The sequence below is a fragment of the Paraburkholderia graminis C4D1M genome (assembly GCF_000172415.1).
In the GTDB taxonomy this organism is placed as follows: domain Bacteria; phylum Pseudomonadota; class Gammaproteobacteria; order Burkholderiales; family Burkholderiaceae; genus Paraburkholderia; species Paraburkholderia graminis.
On the sequence record NZ_ABLD01000006.1, the window covers coordinates 371,739 to 388,105 of the forward strand.

Annotated in this window: 10 protein-coding genes and 4 pseudogenes; 10 read left to right on the forward strand and 4 right to left on the reverse strand. The window is 64.8% G+C overall.

Annotated elements, in window-relative coordinates:
• The first annotated feature begins 11 nt into the window (after positions 1 to 11).
• Positions 12 to 1,279: pseudogene (locus BGRAMDRAFT_RS13950) on the forward strand (alpha-hydroxy acid oxidase).
• A gap of 20 nt (positions 1,280 to 1,299) precedes the next feature.
• Here BGRAMDRAFT_RS13950 and BGRAMDRAFT_RS13955 read toward each other — a convergent pair.
• Positions 1,300 to 3,770, reverse strand: a pseudogene (locus BGRAMDRAFT_RS13955) (two-partner secretion domain-containing protein).
• 374 nt (positions 3,771 to 4,144) lie between these two features.
• On the opposite strand from BGRAMDRAFT_RS13955, the gene BGRAMDRAFT_RS13960 reads away from it, so the two are divergent.
• The 7 genes from BGRAMDRAFT_RS13960 to BGRAMDRAFT_RS13995 all read left to right on the forward strand — a co-directional run bounded on the left by BGRAMDRAFT_RS13960 (position 4,145) and on the right by BGRAMDRAFT_RS13995 (position 11,046).
• Positions 4,145 to 4,459 carry a YXWGXW repeat-containing protein gene (locus tag BGRAMDRAFT_RS13960; RefSeq protein ID WP_006049409.1) on the forward strand — a complete coding sequence of 105 codons (315 nt, stop codon included), beginning with the start codon at positions 4,145 to 4,147 and terminating at the stop codon, positions 4,457 to 4,459.
• Positions 4,460 to 4,669: 210 nt separating this feature from the next.
• Entirely contained in the window at positions 4,670 to 5,263 is a 594-nt protein-coding gene (locus BGRAMDRAFT_RS13970; RefSeq protein ID WP_269745242.1) for an RNA polymerase sigma factor, read from the forward strand.
• Positions 5,260 to 5,685 (forward strand): hypothetical protein, encoded by a 426-nt coding sequence (locus BGRAMDRAFT_RS13975; RefSeq protein WP_006049412.1) that lies wholly within the window; start codon positions 5,260 to 5,262, stop codon positions 5,683 to 5,685. The genes BGRAMDRAFT_RS13970 and BGRAMDRAFT_RS13975 overlap by 4 nt, the downstream gene beginning before the upstream one ends.
• The gene (locus BGRAMDRAFT_RS13980; RefSeq protein WP_006049413.1) at positions 5,682 to 6,203 is read left to right on the forward strand and encodes a periplasmic heavy metal sensor; all 522 of its coding nucleotides are present in this window, start codon (positions 5,682 to 5,684) and stop codon (positions 6,201 to 6,203) included. Before BGRAMDRAFT_RS13975 ends, BGRAMDRAFT_RS13980 begins: the two co-directional genes overlap by 4 nt.
• Positions 6,204 to 6,276: 73 nt before the next feature.
• Positions 6,277 to 7,794, forward strand: a complete 1,518-nt coding sequence (locus BGRAMDRAFT_RS13985) for a DUF1800 domain-containing protein (protein ID WP_006049414.1) — start codon at positions 6,277 to 6,279, stop codon at positions 7,792 to 7,794.
• Between the two features lie 5 nt (positions 7,795 to 7,799).
• Entirely contained in the window at positions 7,800 to 8,948 is a 1,149-nt protein-coding gene (locus tag BGRAMDRAFT_RS13990) for a DUF1501 domain-containing protein (RefSeq protein WP_006049415.1), read from the forward strand.
• A gap of 352 nt (positions 8,949 to 9,300) precedes the next feature.
• A complete protein-coding gene (locus BGRAMDRAFT_RS13995) occupies positions 9,301 to 11,046 on the forward strand; it encodes a hypothetical protein (RefSeq protein ID WP_006049416.1) in 1,746 nt (581 codons plus the stop codon).
• Positions 11,047 to 11,092: 46 nt separating this feature from the next.
• Here BGRAMDRAFT_RS13995 and ligK read toward each other — a convergent pair.
• The 3 genes and pseudogenes from ligK to BGRAMDRAFT_RS14010 all read right to left on the reverse strand — a co-directional run bounded on the left by ligK (position 11,093) and on the right by BGRAMDRAFT_RS14010 (position 13,613).
• Positions 11,093 to 11,777: pseudogene (ligK, locus tag BGRAMDRAFT_RS14000) on the reverse strand (4-carboxy-4-hydroxy-2-oxoadipate aldolase/oxaloacetate decarboxylase).
• Positions 11,778 to 11,779: 2 nt separating this feature from the next.
• Positions 11,780 to 12,805 carry an amidohydrolase family protein gene (locus tag BGRAMDRAFT_RS14005; RefSeq protein ID WP_006049418.1) on the reverse strand — a complete coding sequence of 342 codons (1,026 nt, stop codon included), beginning with the start codon at positions 12,803 to 12,805 and terminating at the stop codon, positions 11,780 to 11,782.
• Between the two features lie 37 nt (positions 12,806 to 12,842).
• A complete protein-coding gene (locus tag BGRAMDRAFT_RS14010; protein ID WP_006049419.1) occupies positions 12,843 to 13,613 on the reverse strand; it encodes an IclR family transcriptional regulator in 771 nt (256 codons plus the stop codon).
• A 210-nt stretch (positions 13,614 to 13,823) separates the two neighbouring features.
• On the opposite strand from BGRAMDRAFT_RS14010, the gene araD reads away from it, so the two are divergent.
• Both araD and BGRAMDRAFT_RS14020 read left to right on the forward strand, forming a co-directional pair.
• On the forward strand, positions 13,824 to 15,608 hold the full coding sequence (gene araD / locus BGRAMDRAFT_RS14015; protein ID WP_044021022.1) for an L-arabinonate dehydratase: 1,785 nt from the start codon (positions 13,824 to 13,826) through the stop codon (positions 15,606 to 15,608).
• 17 nt (positions 15,609 to 15,625) lie between these two features.
• Positions 15,626 to 16,361: pseudogene (locus BGRAMDRAFT_RS14020) on the forward strand (ribonuclease activity regulator RraA).
• Positions 16,362 to 16,367: the final 6 nt, after the last annotated feature.

A 16,367-nucleotide genomic window follows, 5' to 3' on the forward strand; every position in this document is an offset into this window, starting at 1 on the left:
GAGACACTGAATTGGAACGCCGCCTTTATGCAGGCCGCGACGTGAAGCGTGCGCATGGCATCGACGATCTGCGCGCGATGGCGCGCCAGCGCTTGCCGAATTTCTGTTTCGAGTATGTGGAGGGCGGTTCCGAAGACGAGGCGACGCTGCGCCGCAATCGCGATGTGTTCCGCGAACTCGCTTTTCTGCCGCGCACGCTCGTGAACGTCGAAAAGCGCAATCAGAGCGTGACGCTGTTCGGCGAGCGCAGCGCTGCGCCGTTCATGATCGGCCCGACCGGCTATAGCGGACTGATGTTCCGCGAAGGCGACGTCAAGATGGCGAGCGCGGCGGCGGCGGCCGGCATTCCGTTTGTACTGAGCAACGTATCGACCGTCGCGCTCGAAGACGTCGTGCGGCGTGCCGGCGGCCGCATATGGATGCAGGTCTACATGTACCGCACGCGCGAATCGCTTGCGAAGCTCGCGCAGCGTTCAGAGGCCGCGGGCATCGAAGCGCTCGTCGTGACGACCGACAGCGCGGTGTTCGGCAAACGCGAATGGGATCTGCGCAATTACGTCGAGCCGCTGAAGCTCGACTGGCGCAACAAGTTCGATGTGCTGCGGCATCCGCGCTGGATGGCGAACGTGTTGTGGCCGAGCGGCATGCCGCGCTTCGCGAATCTCGGCGACTTGTTGCCGCCTGGGCAAAACAGCGTGAAGGGCGCGACGATCACGCTTGGTCAGCAACTGGACCCGTCGCTGTCGTGGGACGACATCCGCTGGTTGCGCGATTTGTGGCCGCATCGGCTGATCGTGAAAGCGTGCTCGGCGCGGCCGATGCACTCGAAGCGGTGCGTGCGGGTGTCGACGGCATTGTGCTGTCGAATCACGGCGGCCGGCAACTCGACGGAGCGGTCTCGGCGATGGATGTATTGCCCGAGGTCGTCGAGCAGGCAGGCGGCAGGCTGTGCGTGATGCTCGACGGCGGATTCCGTCGCGGCACCGACATTCTGAAAGCGGTCGCGTTGGGTGCCGATGCGGTGCTGCTCGGACGCGCGACGACTTATGGCTTGAGCGCGGGCGGTCAGCCGGGCGTCGAACGCGCCATCGACATTCTCAAAACGGAGATCGACCGTGCGCTCGGACTGCTCGGTTGCCGCGATATCGCGGAACTCGACCGAAGCTATCTGCGCCGTGTTGGGCACGACGGGGCGCTATCGCGGCCGCTGCAGGAACGACGCGTTCCCCTTATCGATCATGACGCTCCGGTGACAGGCGAGCCTTACGTGCAGGCGTGAGATGCAAGGCCGCGCTCTGTTCACTGCGCAAGCTGCCAGCGCAATACCGGATGCGTGGCGCCTGCCGGCATCGCCCACACGCCCGTTGAGCTGAAGTCGTAAGTGGGACCGAAGCTCGACGGCACGCTCATTTCCGCAGTGGTCAATCCCTTCGCCGCCGATGTGCCAGTGCCGCTATACACGTCGCGCGTCGCGTGAGTGGTTTGCGTATCCCAGTAGACGTCGCCCGCAATCGTGCCGTTGTTGGTGCTCGCGACGCCGAGCGCGGGCGGACCTAGCGCGGGCTGAATGCTCTGGATGACCTGGCCGGTCGCGAACGACTGCTCGATCGTGCCGTCGTTTCGTTGGACCAGGGCGGCGCTGCCATCTGTGCAGGCCGTGCCGTTGCCGCCGCCGCAATAGTTCGGCTGGAACGATACCTGACCCGTCGCATACGACTGCGAGATGAGGCCCGAGTTGCTTCCTGCGAATCCGCCTCCGCCGCCGGTATGCGCCTCCGCCGTCACCGCGCCGGTCGCATACGATTGCCTGATCGTCCCCGCGTTGATGCCCACGAGACCGCCCGGTGTGCCTTCGGCCAATACATTGACGCTGCTGCCCGAGCGCGTGATCGTGCCGTAGTTATAGCCGACGAGGCCACCGGTACTCGACGCGTAGCTGTAGCCTCCAAAGTCGGATGCCGATCCGCTCGTGCGAACGTAGGTGACGAGTCCGTAGTTGAATCCCGCCAGTATTCCGTACGATCCATAATCGTTCGGATCGCTAATGTTTCCGTTCACATTGACATTACGCACGACACCCGTTGTGCCGATCACGCCGAAGAGTCCCGCTGCGCGCTGGTCGGGACCGCCGGTGATCGAACCCGGCGTAACGAGCACCGTGCGCGACAAGGTCAGGCCGCTGATGGCGTGACCCATGCCGTCGAACTGACCGGAGAACGGCGTGGCGCCGTCGCCGATGGAAGTGAAGGCGAACGCCGGCGGAAAGCCCGACGTGGCGCTCGCGTCAATGTCCTTGCCTAGCGCGTAGTTGCCGGCGAGATCCGCCGATACCTGCTGCAAGTCGTTCAGCGAATTGACGAGCTTGTAGGCCGTCGCCTGCGTCAGCAGTCCGCTGAACGGCGCGGCGGTCCACGCGCTATTGGTGAGCACCGTGCCGGGGCTGTAGGTGCCCGTCATGTCGTAAAGCGCGCTGACGATGCCGGTGCTCGCGGACCAGTCGAGCGTGCCGTGGTTCGCGATGCTGCCGCCGTTGTCGATGCCCGACGCGTCCGCGCGCAACGTGAGATTGCCGGAGCCCGAGTTTTCAGCGTGACGCCCGATGCAATCGAGACATCGTGATAAGCCGCAAGCGACAGCGCGGCTGCGCCGTTCCAGTTCAGACCCGAGGCGACGCTCAGATCGCCGGATACGCCGTTTGCGCCTGTCGTGGTCACGTTGACGGAGGTGCCCGCGTCGAGACTGCGGCGAAGCGCACCCGCGGCGGCGGTGTCGATCGTGAATACGGGGGACGTTAGATTCCATTGCGATGCGAGCACGCGTGCTTCGCGGCCGAACGAGAGATTGAGCGCCTGCGTGTCGACCGTGCCGCCGCTGCCATCTGCGTTGGATGCGGCGATCGTGCCGCGCTGCGCGACGCTGCCCGTATCGGCGACGAGCCACACGTGGCCGTCGCGCGTCGCCGTGCCCGTTGCGCGTACGCGCGTGCCGCCGCCCGCGAGCGCGTAGATGTTGCCGTCCGCGGCTTGCAAATTAATCTGCGCGGCGCGCAAGGCCCCGGCGTTCGCAACCGTACCCTTGCTGCCGGTTTGCACGAAAAGCTGCTTGCCACTCGACGAATCCTGCAACAACACGTTCGCGCCGACGCCGAGTTCGGCGGTTCCGTTGGGCGCTTCGACGGTGCCCGCGTTGACTACTGCGTTGCGCGCAATGAGAAATACGTCACCGCCCGTCGAGCTGATCTTGCCGAGATTCACGACGCTCGCATTCGAATCGCCTGTGAACGTTAATGCGCCGCCGTTCATGAACGCGCAATTGCAGACGTCGAGTGTGGAGGCCAGGAAACGTCCGCCGGTGCTGATCACACCCGACGGCCCGACGACGATACCTTGCGGGTTGATCAGATAAACATCGCCCGTTGCACTCAGCTTGCCGAGGATCGCGGAGAGCGAACCGCCCGTCACGCGATTGAGCGTCGCGCCCGAGCCGTTCTGAAACATCACGGCATTGCCCTTGCCGATCGAGAAGCTGTTCCAGTCGATCACGCCGCGCGTGGAGCCCGGTTGCGTGACGATCAGGTTGTTGCCGCTGGTGTTGATCGAACCCTGGCCGCCGACATACTGACCGCCTTGCGGCAACACGCCCGCCGCTATCGCCACGGAAGCCGGAATCAATCCGGCGAGCGACAGTGCGAGCGCAATTGAACGATGCCGCGCGGCGATGCCTGTCCGAAGAGTGCCTTGAACCGGTCGGGGTATTAACCGAAATGACATGTGTGCCTCCTCGGTGTCAGTCCGATACGCGCGCAGCGGAACGCGGATGCCGTTGCACGATCCGCGTCGTCGGATGAAGTCTGCTGAATCAGCTTAGCAGTGCGCTTTGATGACACGCTGTAATAATCACAGCACTTTGTGCCGTGATGGTGTCGCTTTTTGCAGATCATTGGACATGTGTGGAAGGAAGCGCAGGCGTTTGCCGCGCGCTAAATCCCTACGTTTTCATGACGTCATCTGTCATTTCGCTGACGCGTTTTTTTGTGCGAGCGCAGCGACGGATTTTTCGCTGCTAGTGCGTTCAAGAAGAAACGAAGCCGCATTGTGCTTCGACATGCTTCGGCATGTTTCGATATCGAACGGGAGAAACCAGCATGACATCGAGAAAAAGCCTTGGGACTTTCATGCTTGCCGCCGCTTTGGCCGGTGGCGCCTTCGTCGGCTCCGCGCCCGCGTTCGCGCAGGCCGTGATCATCGCGCCGGTCGCGCCGCCGCCTCCGCGCGTCGAGGTCGTGCCGGCGCCTCGTGCGGGCTACGTGTGGGATCAGGGCCGCTGGCGTTGGCATCACGGCCGCTACGTGTGGGTGCCCGGTCACTGGCAGGCGGTGCGCGTCGGCTATCACTGGGTGCCGGGACACTGGGTGCAGCGCGGGCCGAACTGGCGCTGGGTCGAAGGTCATTGGGCCTGAACGGCTTCGCGTAACCAGTGAGGCAATCGCCATGAAAACGCTTGTGATAATGCTGCTGGCCGCGTCGCTGGCCGGCTGTGTGGTGTACCCGGCGCGGCCGGTCTACTATCGTCCGGCAGTCGTCGTGTATTGAGAGTGGCGGTCCCGGCTGCCGTGCATATCGATCCACCGTTGCACGCGCAACGAACATGAGAGTTGAAGCCGACGTGAATTGCATCGCATGTATGCCGGGAGCGCCACGTCTTGAGTGAACGCGACCCCGACGCGGAGTTGCTCGAGCAGGTCGGCCGCCACGATGCGGCCGCTGTGCGCACGCTCGTCGCACGCAAGCTGCCGCGTCTGCTCGCGTTGGCCATGCGCATGCTGGGCGACCGCATGGAAGCGGAAGACGTCGCGCAGGAAGTGTTCGTGCGAATCTGGAAACACGCGACGCGTTGGCGCGAAGGCGAGGCGAAATTCGACACGTGGATTCATCGTGTCGCGCTGAACCTTTGCTATGACCGGCTGCGCGGCCGGCGCGAAGAAGTACGCGACGAACTGCCCGACGAAATCGATCCCGCCGCGCTGCCCGACGTGCGGCTCGAAGCGCGGGCTCGCGACGAGCGCGTGCGCGAAGCACTCGCCGCACTGCCGGTGCGGCAACGCGAGGCGCTGGTGCTCTGCTATTACCAGGAGATGTCGAACATCGACGCCGCGGCGTTGATGGGCATCACCGTCGATGCGCTGGAAAGCCTGCTCGCTCGCGCACGCCGCAATTTGCGCGCTCAACTGGCCGGCAGCGGCCTTAGCAAGGACAAGTCATGACGCCCGAAAGATTTCATCAGATCGTCGAAGCCTATGGCGCCGATCCACAGCGTTGGCCGCCGCAGGAGCGAGCCGCGGCGCAGGCGTGGGCGGGTATGCATCGTCAGCAGGCGCAAGCATGGCTAGCCGAAGCCGCCGGGCTTGATGCGTGGCTCGCGACGGATCGGCTCGCGCCGCCGGACACTTCATTGCAGCAGCGCATCGTTGCAAGCGCGCCCGCGCGGCCCGCGCGGCGGGCGACACCACAGCGGCGCGCGTGGTGGTGGTCGGGCGCTGCGGTCGGTGTCGGCCTGCTCGGTGGCGTGGCCGGCGCGTTGGCGGTGTCGTTTTTCGTGTTGACGGAAGCGGTGCCGCCTGTGCATGAATCCTCTTATCTCACGTCGAGTTTCGGTGGATCGTCCGCCGACTGGAGCGGCGAATGAACAGCCGGTCATGGAAAGTCGTGCTCGTAGTGTCGCTCGTCCTCAATGTGTTTTTGCTTGGCGCGATCGCGGGCGGCGCTTATCGATGGTATGCGGCGCGCGATGCCGCGGCGCCGCTCGCCACGCAGCAGCGGGCGTTGCGTTTTGCCGCGCAGACGCTGTCGCCAGAGCGGCAGAAGGCGTTCGCCGAGAGCCTGAAGAATGGACGCCGCGACGGCCGGCAGCTTGCGCGCGAGGCGCGCGAAGCGCGTCGCGAGGTATTGCGTCTGCTCGCCGCGCCGCAACTGGATCGTGCGGCGCTCGACGCCGCGTTGGCTCGCACGCGCGAGGCCGACAGCGGCCTGCGTGCGAAAGTGGAAAGCAGTGTCGCGGATTTCGCCGCGACGTTGTCGCCGCAAGAGCGCGTGGAGTTCGCCGACAGCCTGCGCTTGCGCGGACAGTGGCGCGAGCCGCAAACAAGCGCGAAGGGCGCCGGTCCGGCGAGCGCTGCATCGTCGGCTGCCGCGTCGAGCGAATAAAAATGTTTGCGAGCGGCGACGGATTGTGTGCGTCGGCAACGTTCAAGCAGTATCCAATGCCTGAGAGGGCGGTATGACTGCCTCATCCAACCTGACCACTGCTGCGATCGCGCTGAACCGTTTCGGCCTCGGCGCGCGTCCCGACGACCCAGCGCCCGCCGACCCCAAGGCGTGGCTGCTCGCGCAATTCGAGCACTATGAGCCGAGGCCTGCTGCCTGGGCCGATCAGCCGGATTCGATTGACTTGTCGAGCGAACTGGAACAGCAGCGCATGCAGTTGCGTCAGCAACGGCAGCGCAAGCCCGGCGATGCGAACACGCCGCAACAAAGCAACGCGCAAGGCGGCCAGCAAGCGGCATCGGAAAGCTCGGTGAAAAAAGATCAGGAAGCCGAACGGAAAGCGATGCATGTCGAAATACGCGACACGTACCGCGCTTCGGTGAATGCGCACGTGCTTAGCGCATTGACCACGCAGACGCCTTTCATCGAGCGGCTAGTTCATTTCTGGGCGAACCATTTCGCGGTATCGACGGAAAAACCCGCCGTGGCCGCGCTCGCCGGTTCGTTCGAAGCGGAGGCGATTCGCCCGCACGTGCTCGGCCGTTTCGAGGACATGCTGGTGGCGGTCGAGCGTCATCCGGCGATGCAGGTGTTCCTCGACCAGACGCGTTCGGTCGGGCCCGACAGCACGGCGGCGCTGCGTGCGGCGGCGCGCAATCCCGAGCGCAAGCGTGGCCTCAATGAAAACCTCGCGCGCGAAATCATGGAGTTGCATACGCTCGGCGCGCGCAGCGGCTATAGCCAGGACGACGTTACTGAATTTGCTCGCGCGTTGACGGGTTGGAGCGTGGCAACCGAGGCTGCCAGCCCCACGAACGCCGGCATGCAGGGCAAACCGCCCGCGCAGTCCATGCCGACTGCCGCCGCGCCCGGCACCTTCGTGTTTCGCGAAGCGCTGCACGAGCCCGGCGCGCGAACCGTCATGGGACGTCGCTACGATCAGCGCGGCGAGGACCAGGCGCTCGCGATCCTGCATGATCTCGCGACTGCGCCTGCGACCGCGCAACACATCGGCGCCAAGCTGGCCCGTCATTTCATCGCCGATACTCCGCCCGCGGCTGCGAGCGACAAGCTGGCGAGCGCGTTCATGACGAGCGGCGGCGATCTGCCGACGCTGTACCGCACATTGATCGACATGCACGAAGCCTGGTCGCCCGTCGCGGTGAAGTTCAAGACGCCGTGGGAATGGGCGATTTCGTCGATGCGCGGGCTCGGTTGGCAAGACCTCGGCAATCTGCAGGCCGCGCCTCTGTTGACGCAGCTTGGTCAACCGGTATGGCGTCCGGGTTCGCCCGCCGGTTACGACGACGTCGCCGCAAGCTGGGCCGCGCCCGATGCGCTCGTGCGCCGCGTCGAGGTCGCGCAGCGCTTCGCGGCGCGCGTCGGCGACCGTCTCGACGCTCGCTCGCTCGGGCAGGCGCTGCTCGCCGGATCGCTGGGCGCGCCGAGCGCGGTGGCGATCGCGCGCGCCGAAAGCGCATCCACGGCAATTGCGCTTTTGCTGGTCTCACCGGACTTTCAACGGAGATGAACGCCATGTCCTCACGCCGTCAATTTCTGCGAGTCGCCGCTGCGGGCGCGGGCGCGATTCTCGTGTCGCCGCGCATCGCGTTTGCGAATGTGGTCAGCGAGCGCCGTTTCGTGTTCGTGATTCAGCGCGGCGCGGCCGATGGCCTGAACATCGTCGTGCCCTACGCCGAACCTGCCTATGCGAAGTTGCGCGGCGCGCTCGCAATCGATCCGTCGAGCGCTCACCGGCTCGACGTCAGCTTTGCGCTGCATCCCGCGCTCACGCAGATGGCCACGATGTACGCGGACCGTCAGGCGCTGTTCGTGCACGCGGTGGCGTCGCCGTATCGCGACCGCTCGCATTTCGACGGACAGAACGTGCTCGAGACCGGCAGCGCGTCGCCGTATCAGGTGAAGGACGGCTGGCTGAACCGGCTCGCCGCGCTGCTGCCCGCCGCGCGCGAGACGGCAATCGCCTTTGCGCCCACCGTGCCAATGGCGCTGCGCGGCACGGCGGCCGTCACGTCGTACGCGCCGTCCGCGTTGCCGCCGGCGCCCGACGATCTGCTGATGCGCGTCTCGCAACTCTACGACGACGACGCGCAGTTGCGCCCCTTGTGGGAATCGGCGATGACGGCACGCGGTCTCGCTGGCGACGCCGGCGCGCGCCAGGACCCCGCGAGCCTCGGCAAACTGGCGGCCGGATTTCTCGCACGCGACGACGGTCCGCGCATCGCGATGATCGAGACCGGCGGCTGGGACACGCATAGCGCGCAGAATGCGCGTCTTGCCAATCAGTTGAAAGCGCTCGACACGATGCTCGCGGCATTGCGCGACGGCATGGGTCCTGCGTGGAGCAAAACCACCGTGCTGGTGGCGACCGAGTTCGGCAGGACTGCGGCCGCGAACGGCACCGAAGGCACCGATCACGGCACGGGCTCGGTGGCGATGGTGCTGGGCGGCGCGGTGGCGGGCGGCCGTGTCGTCGCGGACTGGCCGGGCCTCACGCCTCGCGATCTCTATGAGGCTCGCGACCTCAAGCCGACCGCATCGCTCGATGCGCTGATCGCCGGTGCCGCGAGCGAAGCACTCGGTCTCGATCCGCATCACACGGCGCGCGCGCTGTTCGGCCGCGCGGCTGCGGTGAAGCCGTTCAGCGGTATCGTTCGCGCGTAGTCGATACGCTCCGGCTGCGTGCCGGCCGGAGCGCCTCCCTCTCTCCTTCCTCCTCACATCTGCGGCAAGCAGATCGTTCCCACGCAGCGGGCGCTCAGGCGAGATTCAAATTTTTTTCGCGTGAGCCCTACGCAAGCGGCCGTTTCCTGCCGACATCCAGGCATGGGTTGCAGTGAGCAGCCGGCGGGAAAATTGACCGCGCCCCATTATTCGTGACGATCGCCTCGTCGGTGCCCAACGCCGATTGATCAGGATGGCGAACGAATAAAGGCAGCGCTGCTTTCCCCATCCGCAACCACCTCTGATTTCACCGATTTTTGTCCGGGCCTACCCGGCGTTGGATTGTCTTGCCATGGTTAAACGACGTGAGTTTCTCGGCTTGCTGACGGCTGTCAGCGGCAGTTATGTGCTGAGCGCATGCGGCGGCGGCGGCGGTGGCGGCGGCGACGGCAACGGGACGAGCGCGGGCGTGACGACCAGCGCGACGTCCAGTTCAACGAGCGCGGCGTCGGGAACCACAAGCACTACAGGCACCACAGGGACCACAGGGACCACAGGCACGACGTCGGCGACCGGCAGCACCGGGGCCACGCAGAGCAACGCAACGTCGAGCGGATCGAAGGGCAACAACGGAGCGTCGAATACGTCAAATACGTCGAATAACGACGCATCCGGGTCCGCACTCGCGTCGGCGGATGGCACGGCGATTCCGCCCGCGGCATCGGTCATCGACAATCAGGCGGCGGTGTGGACTGTCGTCGGCGGATCGGTCTATCGCAACGGCGCGAAGGCCGGCAACACGTTCAGCGTGTCCTTGCTGCTGTGGTCCGGCGGCGTGATCTATCACCAGGGCACGGGTGGGCAGTTCTACGGCTGGAGCGGCTCGGCGTGGTACGCGTGCGCCGATCCGCGCCTCGGCGGCACGTCGCTCGACGGCACCACGATTCCTGGCGCGTCGCGCATCATCGATAGAGTAGGCGCAATCTGGACCGTCGCGAACGGCGTCGTTCTGCGCAACAACGCCGCGGTCGGCGTGAGCTCCAACGTGTCGCTGCTGTTGTGGTACGGCGGCAAGCTGTGGTGCCGCGCAGCGGCCGCGCAGTTCTACGTGTGCAACGATATCGACCAATGGCTGCCGTGCGCCGATCCACGTATTCCGGTGGCGGCCGCTAGCGGCATGTTCCATGGCATCAACGGACACTACGACTATCGCTACACGCCCGCGCAGGTCGTGTCGATCATGCAGAACATGGGCTGCTCGACATATCGCGTCGGCGTCACCGACGACCCCACCGAACTCACAGCCGTCGTCAGACTCGCGCAGGCTTTCCAGGCGGCGGGGCTCACGCTGTTCGTGGTGATCCAGATCGGCATGCGCGACGCCAACGGCGCGCTGCTCGCGAGCGAATCGGCGGCTTATGCGCGGGGGCATTCGTGCGGCGTGACAGTCGCCGGCGCGCTCGCGCCATACGGCGTGGTCATGTACGAGTGCGGCAACGAATTGACTCGCGATCCCGCGATCATTCTCGACTCGACCAATGCCGGCACGAAGGCGGTCGACTTCAGCAACGCGAACTGGCCGGTCATGCGCGGCCTGATGCGCGGCATGATGGATGGCGTGAAGTCCGCGCAGCCCGCGGCGAAATGCGGGATCAACTTCTGCGTCGCGGACGTCGGCGCCGCCGACGCATTGTGGGACGGCACGCAACCGAACGGCACGAGCGGCTACCCGACCGTGCGCTGGGACATGACGACGTGGCACAACTACGAGATCTACGGCGACATCTTCGACATCGGTTCGGACGGTTCGGGTCCCGGCTTCGATCTGCCGACTTACTGCAAAGCGCGCTACGGCAAGCCGTTTTTACTCACCGAGTGGAATACCGGACCCGAAATGACGGTGGCCTATCGGGCGGATTACATCAGCGCACGCTACGCGAGCTACTATCAGGCGAGAAAGACAAAGAACATTCAGTCGACGATGTACTACGAGCTCGATAGCGGCAACACCACGTATGGCGTGATGATCGACGGCGTGGTGGTCAATCAGACGTATAGCGCGTTCGTGAGCGCCGTCGCGAGTCATCCGGACAATTGAGCGCGATGCCGAACGATGCCTGACCGATCGGCATCACGCTTAACACTCAGTCGATGTAGCGCAGCCCCAGTTGCCGCAACGGCTCGCGCATCTGATACATGTCGAGGCCCAGCACGCCGGAGGCGAGCTTCGCGCGCTTTTGCGCTTCGTTTGCTTCGCGCGCGCTGGCCTTGTCGAGCGTCTCTTGCGCTTGCGCCGACGGCACCACGGCCACGCCGTCGTGATCGGCGACGATCACATCGCCCGGGCGTCACCAGTGCGCCCGCGCAGACCACCGGAATATTCACCGAGCCGAGCGTCGCCTTGATCGTGCCCTTCGCCGAGATCGCCTTGCTCCAGACAGGGAAGCCCATGTCGGTGAGCACGGTCACGTCGCGCACGCCTGCATCGATGATGAGCGCCCGCGCGCCGCGCGCCTGGAAACTCGTTGCGAGCAGGTCGCCGAAATAGCCGTCGGTGCAGTCGGCGGTGACCGCGGCCACGACCACATCGCCCGGTTGAATCTGTTCGGCCGCGACGTGCAGCATCCAGTTGTCGCCGGGATGCAGCAGCACCGTGACGGCGGTGCCCGATGCGTGCGCGCCGGTGTAGATCGGCCGCATGTACGGCTTCATCAGGCCGACGCGCCCCATGGCTTCGTGAACGGTTGCGCTGCCGAGCGCGCCGAGTCCTTCCGCGACGCGGCTATCCGCGCGCGCGATGTTGCGATAAACCACGCCGAGTTCAAACATGTTCAACGTCCTTGTGCTTTGAGTGCGGCATCGAGGCGCGGATAGACGCGCCGCGCATTGCCTTCATAGATCTTGTCGCGCTGTTGCGGATTCATCTCCGCCGCTTCGACATAGCGCTTCGTATCGTCGAAATAGTGGCCGGTTTGCGGATCGATGCCGCGCACCGCGCCGATCATTTCGCTGGCAAAGAGAATGTTGTCGACGGGAATCACTTTCGTCAGCAGGTCGATGCCCGGCTGGTGATAGACGCAGGTGTCGAAGAAAATGTTCTTCAACAAATGCTCTTCGAGCAGCGGCTTTTTCATTTCCTGTGCAAGGCCGCGGAAACGTCCCCAGTGATAGGGCACTGCGCCGCCGCCGTGAGGAATCACGAACCTGAGCGTGGGGAAGTCGCGGAACAGATCGGACGTGAGGCATTGCATGAACGCGGTGGTGTCCGCGTTCAGGTAATGCGCGCCCGTGGTGTGAAAGCAGGCGTTGCAACTCGTGCTGACATGGACCATCGCGGGAATGTCGTACTCGACCATCTTCTCGTAGATCGGATACCAGTAGCGGTCGGAGAGCGGCGGACTCGTCCAGTGTCCGCCCGATGGATCGGGGTTCAGATTGATCGCGACATTGCCGTACTGCTCGACGCACTTCACGAGTTCGGGAATGCAGGTGGCGACGTCCACACCGGGGCTTTGCGGCAGCATCGCAGCCGGAACGAAGTTCGCGGGAAACAACTGGCTCACGCGATAGCACAGTTCGTTGCAGATCGCGGCCCACGTGCTCGACACGTTGAAGTCGCCGATGTGATGCGCCATGAAGCTTGCGCGCGGGCTGAAGACGGTGAGGTCGAGGCCGCGTTCGCGCATCAGACGCAACTGGTTGGTTTCGATTGACTCGCGCAGTTCGTCGTCGCTGATTTGCAGTTCGGACGGCCTGGGCGCGTCAGTGGGATTGCCGAGCGCGGCGATCTGGCGATTGCGCCATGTTTCGAGCGCTTTGGGCGCGGTCGTGTAGTGACCGTGAATGTCGATGATCATGCAAGTAGTCCGAATTAAAATGCGGTGTGATGTGTCGTCAGCGCGACGCGGTTTCTGTAGCCGACGCCGCCGCGAGCAAAGGCTCCGCGTCGCCGCCCAACGCCTTCGTCACGCGCGCGGCGAATTCCAGCAGGCGCGGGCGATAGCGCTCCATCTCTTCCATGCCCATGCGCGCGGAGGGTCCGACGATGCCGAGCGCGCCGACGAGTTCCTGGCCGACGCGGAACACCGGCGCCGAAATGCCCGACGTTTCGCGGTCGCGTTCGCCCATCGACAGATACACGTAGCGCGAGCGCACGGTCTCGTACGGCTCGCCGGGTTCGCCGGCGAACGCGAGCAGCACGCGGCCGCCCGCGCCGCGTTCGAGCGGTTGCGTGTCGCCTTGCTGCACTTCGGCGCGGATCGAGTGGCGCGACGCAATGCGATACAGGCACACGCGGTGATCGCGCTCGCGCACATGAAACGAAACGGCCTCGCCGGTTTCCTCGCTCAATTCCTTCATCGCGGGCAGCAGGATGTCGCGCAGATCGAAACCGGCCTCATAGACCGCGCTCAGATGCATCGCGGCCGAGCCGATCCAGTAGCGCCCGTCGTCGCGGCGAATCAGAAGCTGGTGATGACACAGCGCCTGCGTGAGCCGCGACAGCGTGCTCTTGTACAGCCCCGTGCGTTCGGAAAGCTGCGTCAGCGTGAGCGGTTCGTCATTGCGGCGAAACGCAAAAAGGATCGACGCGGCGCGGTCCAGCACGTCGATGCCGCTCGAGGTGACGCCTTGCGGCGTACGCGCCGTCTCGCTACTGCGGGCCATGATCTGCTCCGGTGTTTGTTCTATTGAATAGAACCAATGATCGTTGGATGGAACAATGCTAGTCCGATCGCCTCGTGCCGTCAATCGCGGACGCAGGAGCCTCGTCGGTAATATCCCTGAGCGACAGCGTCGGATGGTATCGCTACCATCGCGTCTATCAGGACAGCGCCGTCCCGCGACCAAGCCTTGTGGCGGGATGGTAGCGATACCATGGAGACATCAGTGGCGAACCGCAAAACATCCGAGCAGTTGCGCAGTTATCGCTGGTATGGCGTGAACGACCTTCGCTCGTTCGGTCATCGGTCGCGCACGGCGCAAATGGGCTATCACGCGTCCGATTACATGGGCAAGCCGGTGATCGCCGTCGTCAATACGTGGAGCGAGATCAACTCGTGCCACACGCATTTCAAGCAGCGCGTCGAGGAAGTGAAGCGCGGCATCTGGCAAGCCGGCGGCTTTCCGGTCGAGATGCCGGTAATGACTTTGGCCGAGCCGTTCCAGAAACCGACCACGATGCTGTACCGCAATTTCCTCGCGATGGAGACGGAGGAAATCCTGAAGTCGTATCCGTTCGACGGCTGCGTGCTGATGGGCGGCTGCGACAAGACCACGCCTGGCCTGCTGATGGGCGCGATCAGCATGAACCTGCCGGCGATCTTTCTGCCGGCAGGTCCGATGCTGCGCGGCAACTGGAACGGCCGCACGCTCGGCAGCGGTTCGGACACCTGGAAATACTGGGCCGAACTGCGCGCGGGCAACATCACCGAGGACGAGTGGAAGGGCATCGAGAGCGGCATCGCGCGCTCGCCTGGCCATTGCATGACGATGGGCACTGCTTCGACGATGACGAGCGCGGCCGAAGCGCTCGGCCTCACGCTGCCGGGCTTTTCGTCGATTCCCGCCGTCGACTCGCGGCATGCGCAGTTCGCGTCGCTGACCGGGCAGCGCATCGTCGAGATGGTGTGGACCGACCTGAAGCCGTCGGACATTCTCACCGCGAAATCATTCGATAACGCCGTCACCACCGTGCTCGCGATGTCGGGGTCGACCAATGCGATTGTGCATCTGGTGGCCGTGGCGCGTCGCGCCGGCATCGACCTCACGACCGCGCGCTTCGACGAACTGTCGCGTATCACGCCTGTGATCGGCAATCTGCGGCCGTCGGGTCAGTACCTGATGGAAGACTTCTTTTACGCGGGCGGCTTGCGCGCGCTGCTGGTGGAACTGGGCGATCTGATAGACGGCTCGCAACTGACGGTCAACGGCGCGACGCTCGGAGAAAATATTTCGGGTGCCGAAATATTCAACGACGACGTGATCCGTCGACGCAGCAATCCCGTCGTGGCAAGCGACGGCCTCGCCGTGCTGACCGGCAATCTCGCCCCCGACGGCGCGGTGATCAAACCGGCCGCGATGGAAGCGCATCTTCTCAAGCATCGCGGTCCCGCCGTGGTGTTCAAGGATTACGCGGACATGGCGGCGCGCATCGACATGGAAGAGCTCGACGTGAGCGCCGATTCGGTGATCGTCCTTCAGCACGCGGGGCCGGTCGGCGCGCCCGGCATGCCCGAATGGGGCCAACTGCCGATTCCGCAAAAGCTCCTGAAGCAGGGCGTGCGCGACATGGTGCGCATTTCGGACGCGCGCATGAGCGGAACGAGTTACGGCGCGTGCGTGCTGCATGTGGCGCCCGAGTCGTTCGTCGGCGGTCCGCTTGCGCTCGTGAAGGACGGCGACATGATCGAGCTCGACGTGGCCGCGCGGCGTTTGCATCTCGATGTCACCGACGAAGAACTCGCCGCGCGCAAAGCCGCGTGGCAGCCGCCGAAACTGCCATTCGAGCGCGGCTTCGGCGTGATGCATCAGTTGCATGTGTTGCAGGCGAATAAAGGCTGCGACTTCGACTTTCTCGAAGAGCCGCTGAAGGCCACGGCTTCGCGCGACACGGCACAAAGCGCGCCGGACGCGAAACGCGGCGAACCCGAGATCCACTAATTAAAACGGAGTCCTTCATGACCGCATCCGAAATCGTCGTGAGCGAAGCGACGCTCGAACAGTTGAGGCACGTCAGCACCGCTACCTTGACCACGCAACTCTTCAAGCGCGGCTTGCGCAACGTGTTCTTGCAAGGCGTCGCGCCGCTCGTGAAGCCCGCGCCCGGCGCGCCGAATGTCGTCGGTCCCGCGTTCACGCTGCGCAATATTCCGGCGCGCGAAGACCTCGATCACGTCGGCGTGTTTCAGGACCCGGATCATCCTCAGCGCAAGGCCGTCGAAACGGCGCCTGCCGGCAGCGTGCTCGTGCAGGACTGCCGCGGCGAGCGGTCGGTGGCATCGGTCGGTTCGATTCTCGCGTTGCGTCTTGCGAAGCGCGGCGTCGCGGGCATGGTGTCGGACGGACCCGTGCGCGACAGCGGCACCATCGCGGCGCTCGGCTTGCCGATCTGGTGCGCGGGCGCGAGACGCGCCGCTCAATCTCGCGAAACATCATGCGGTCGATATGAACGTGCCGATCGCGTGCGGCGGCGTGGCGGTGTATCCGGGCGACATCGTCGTCGCGGACGTGGACGGCGTGGTGATCGTGCCGCGTGAAATGGCCGCCGATGTCGCGCGCGATGCCGCCGAGCAGGAGCAGCTCGAAGTGTTCATCGCCGCGCGGATCGAAGAAGGGCGGCCATTGCGCGGCACTTATCCGCCGAACGAGGAAACGCTGGCCGCGTACGCGCAATGGCGTGCGCAACGGCCATAAGCGGCG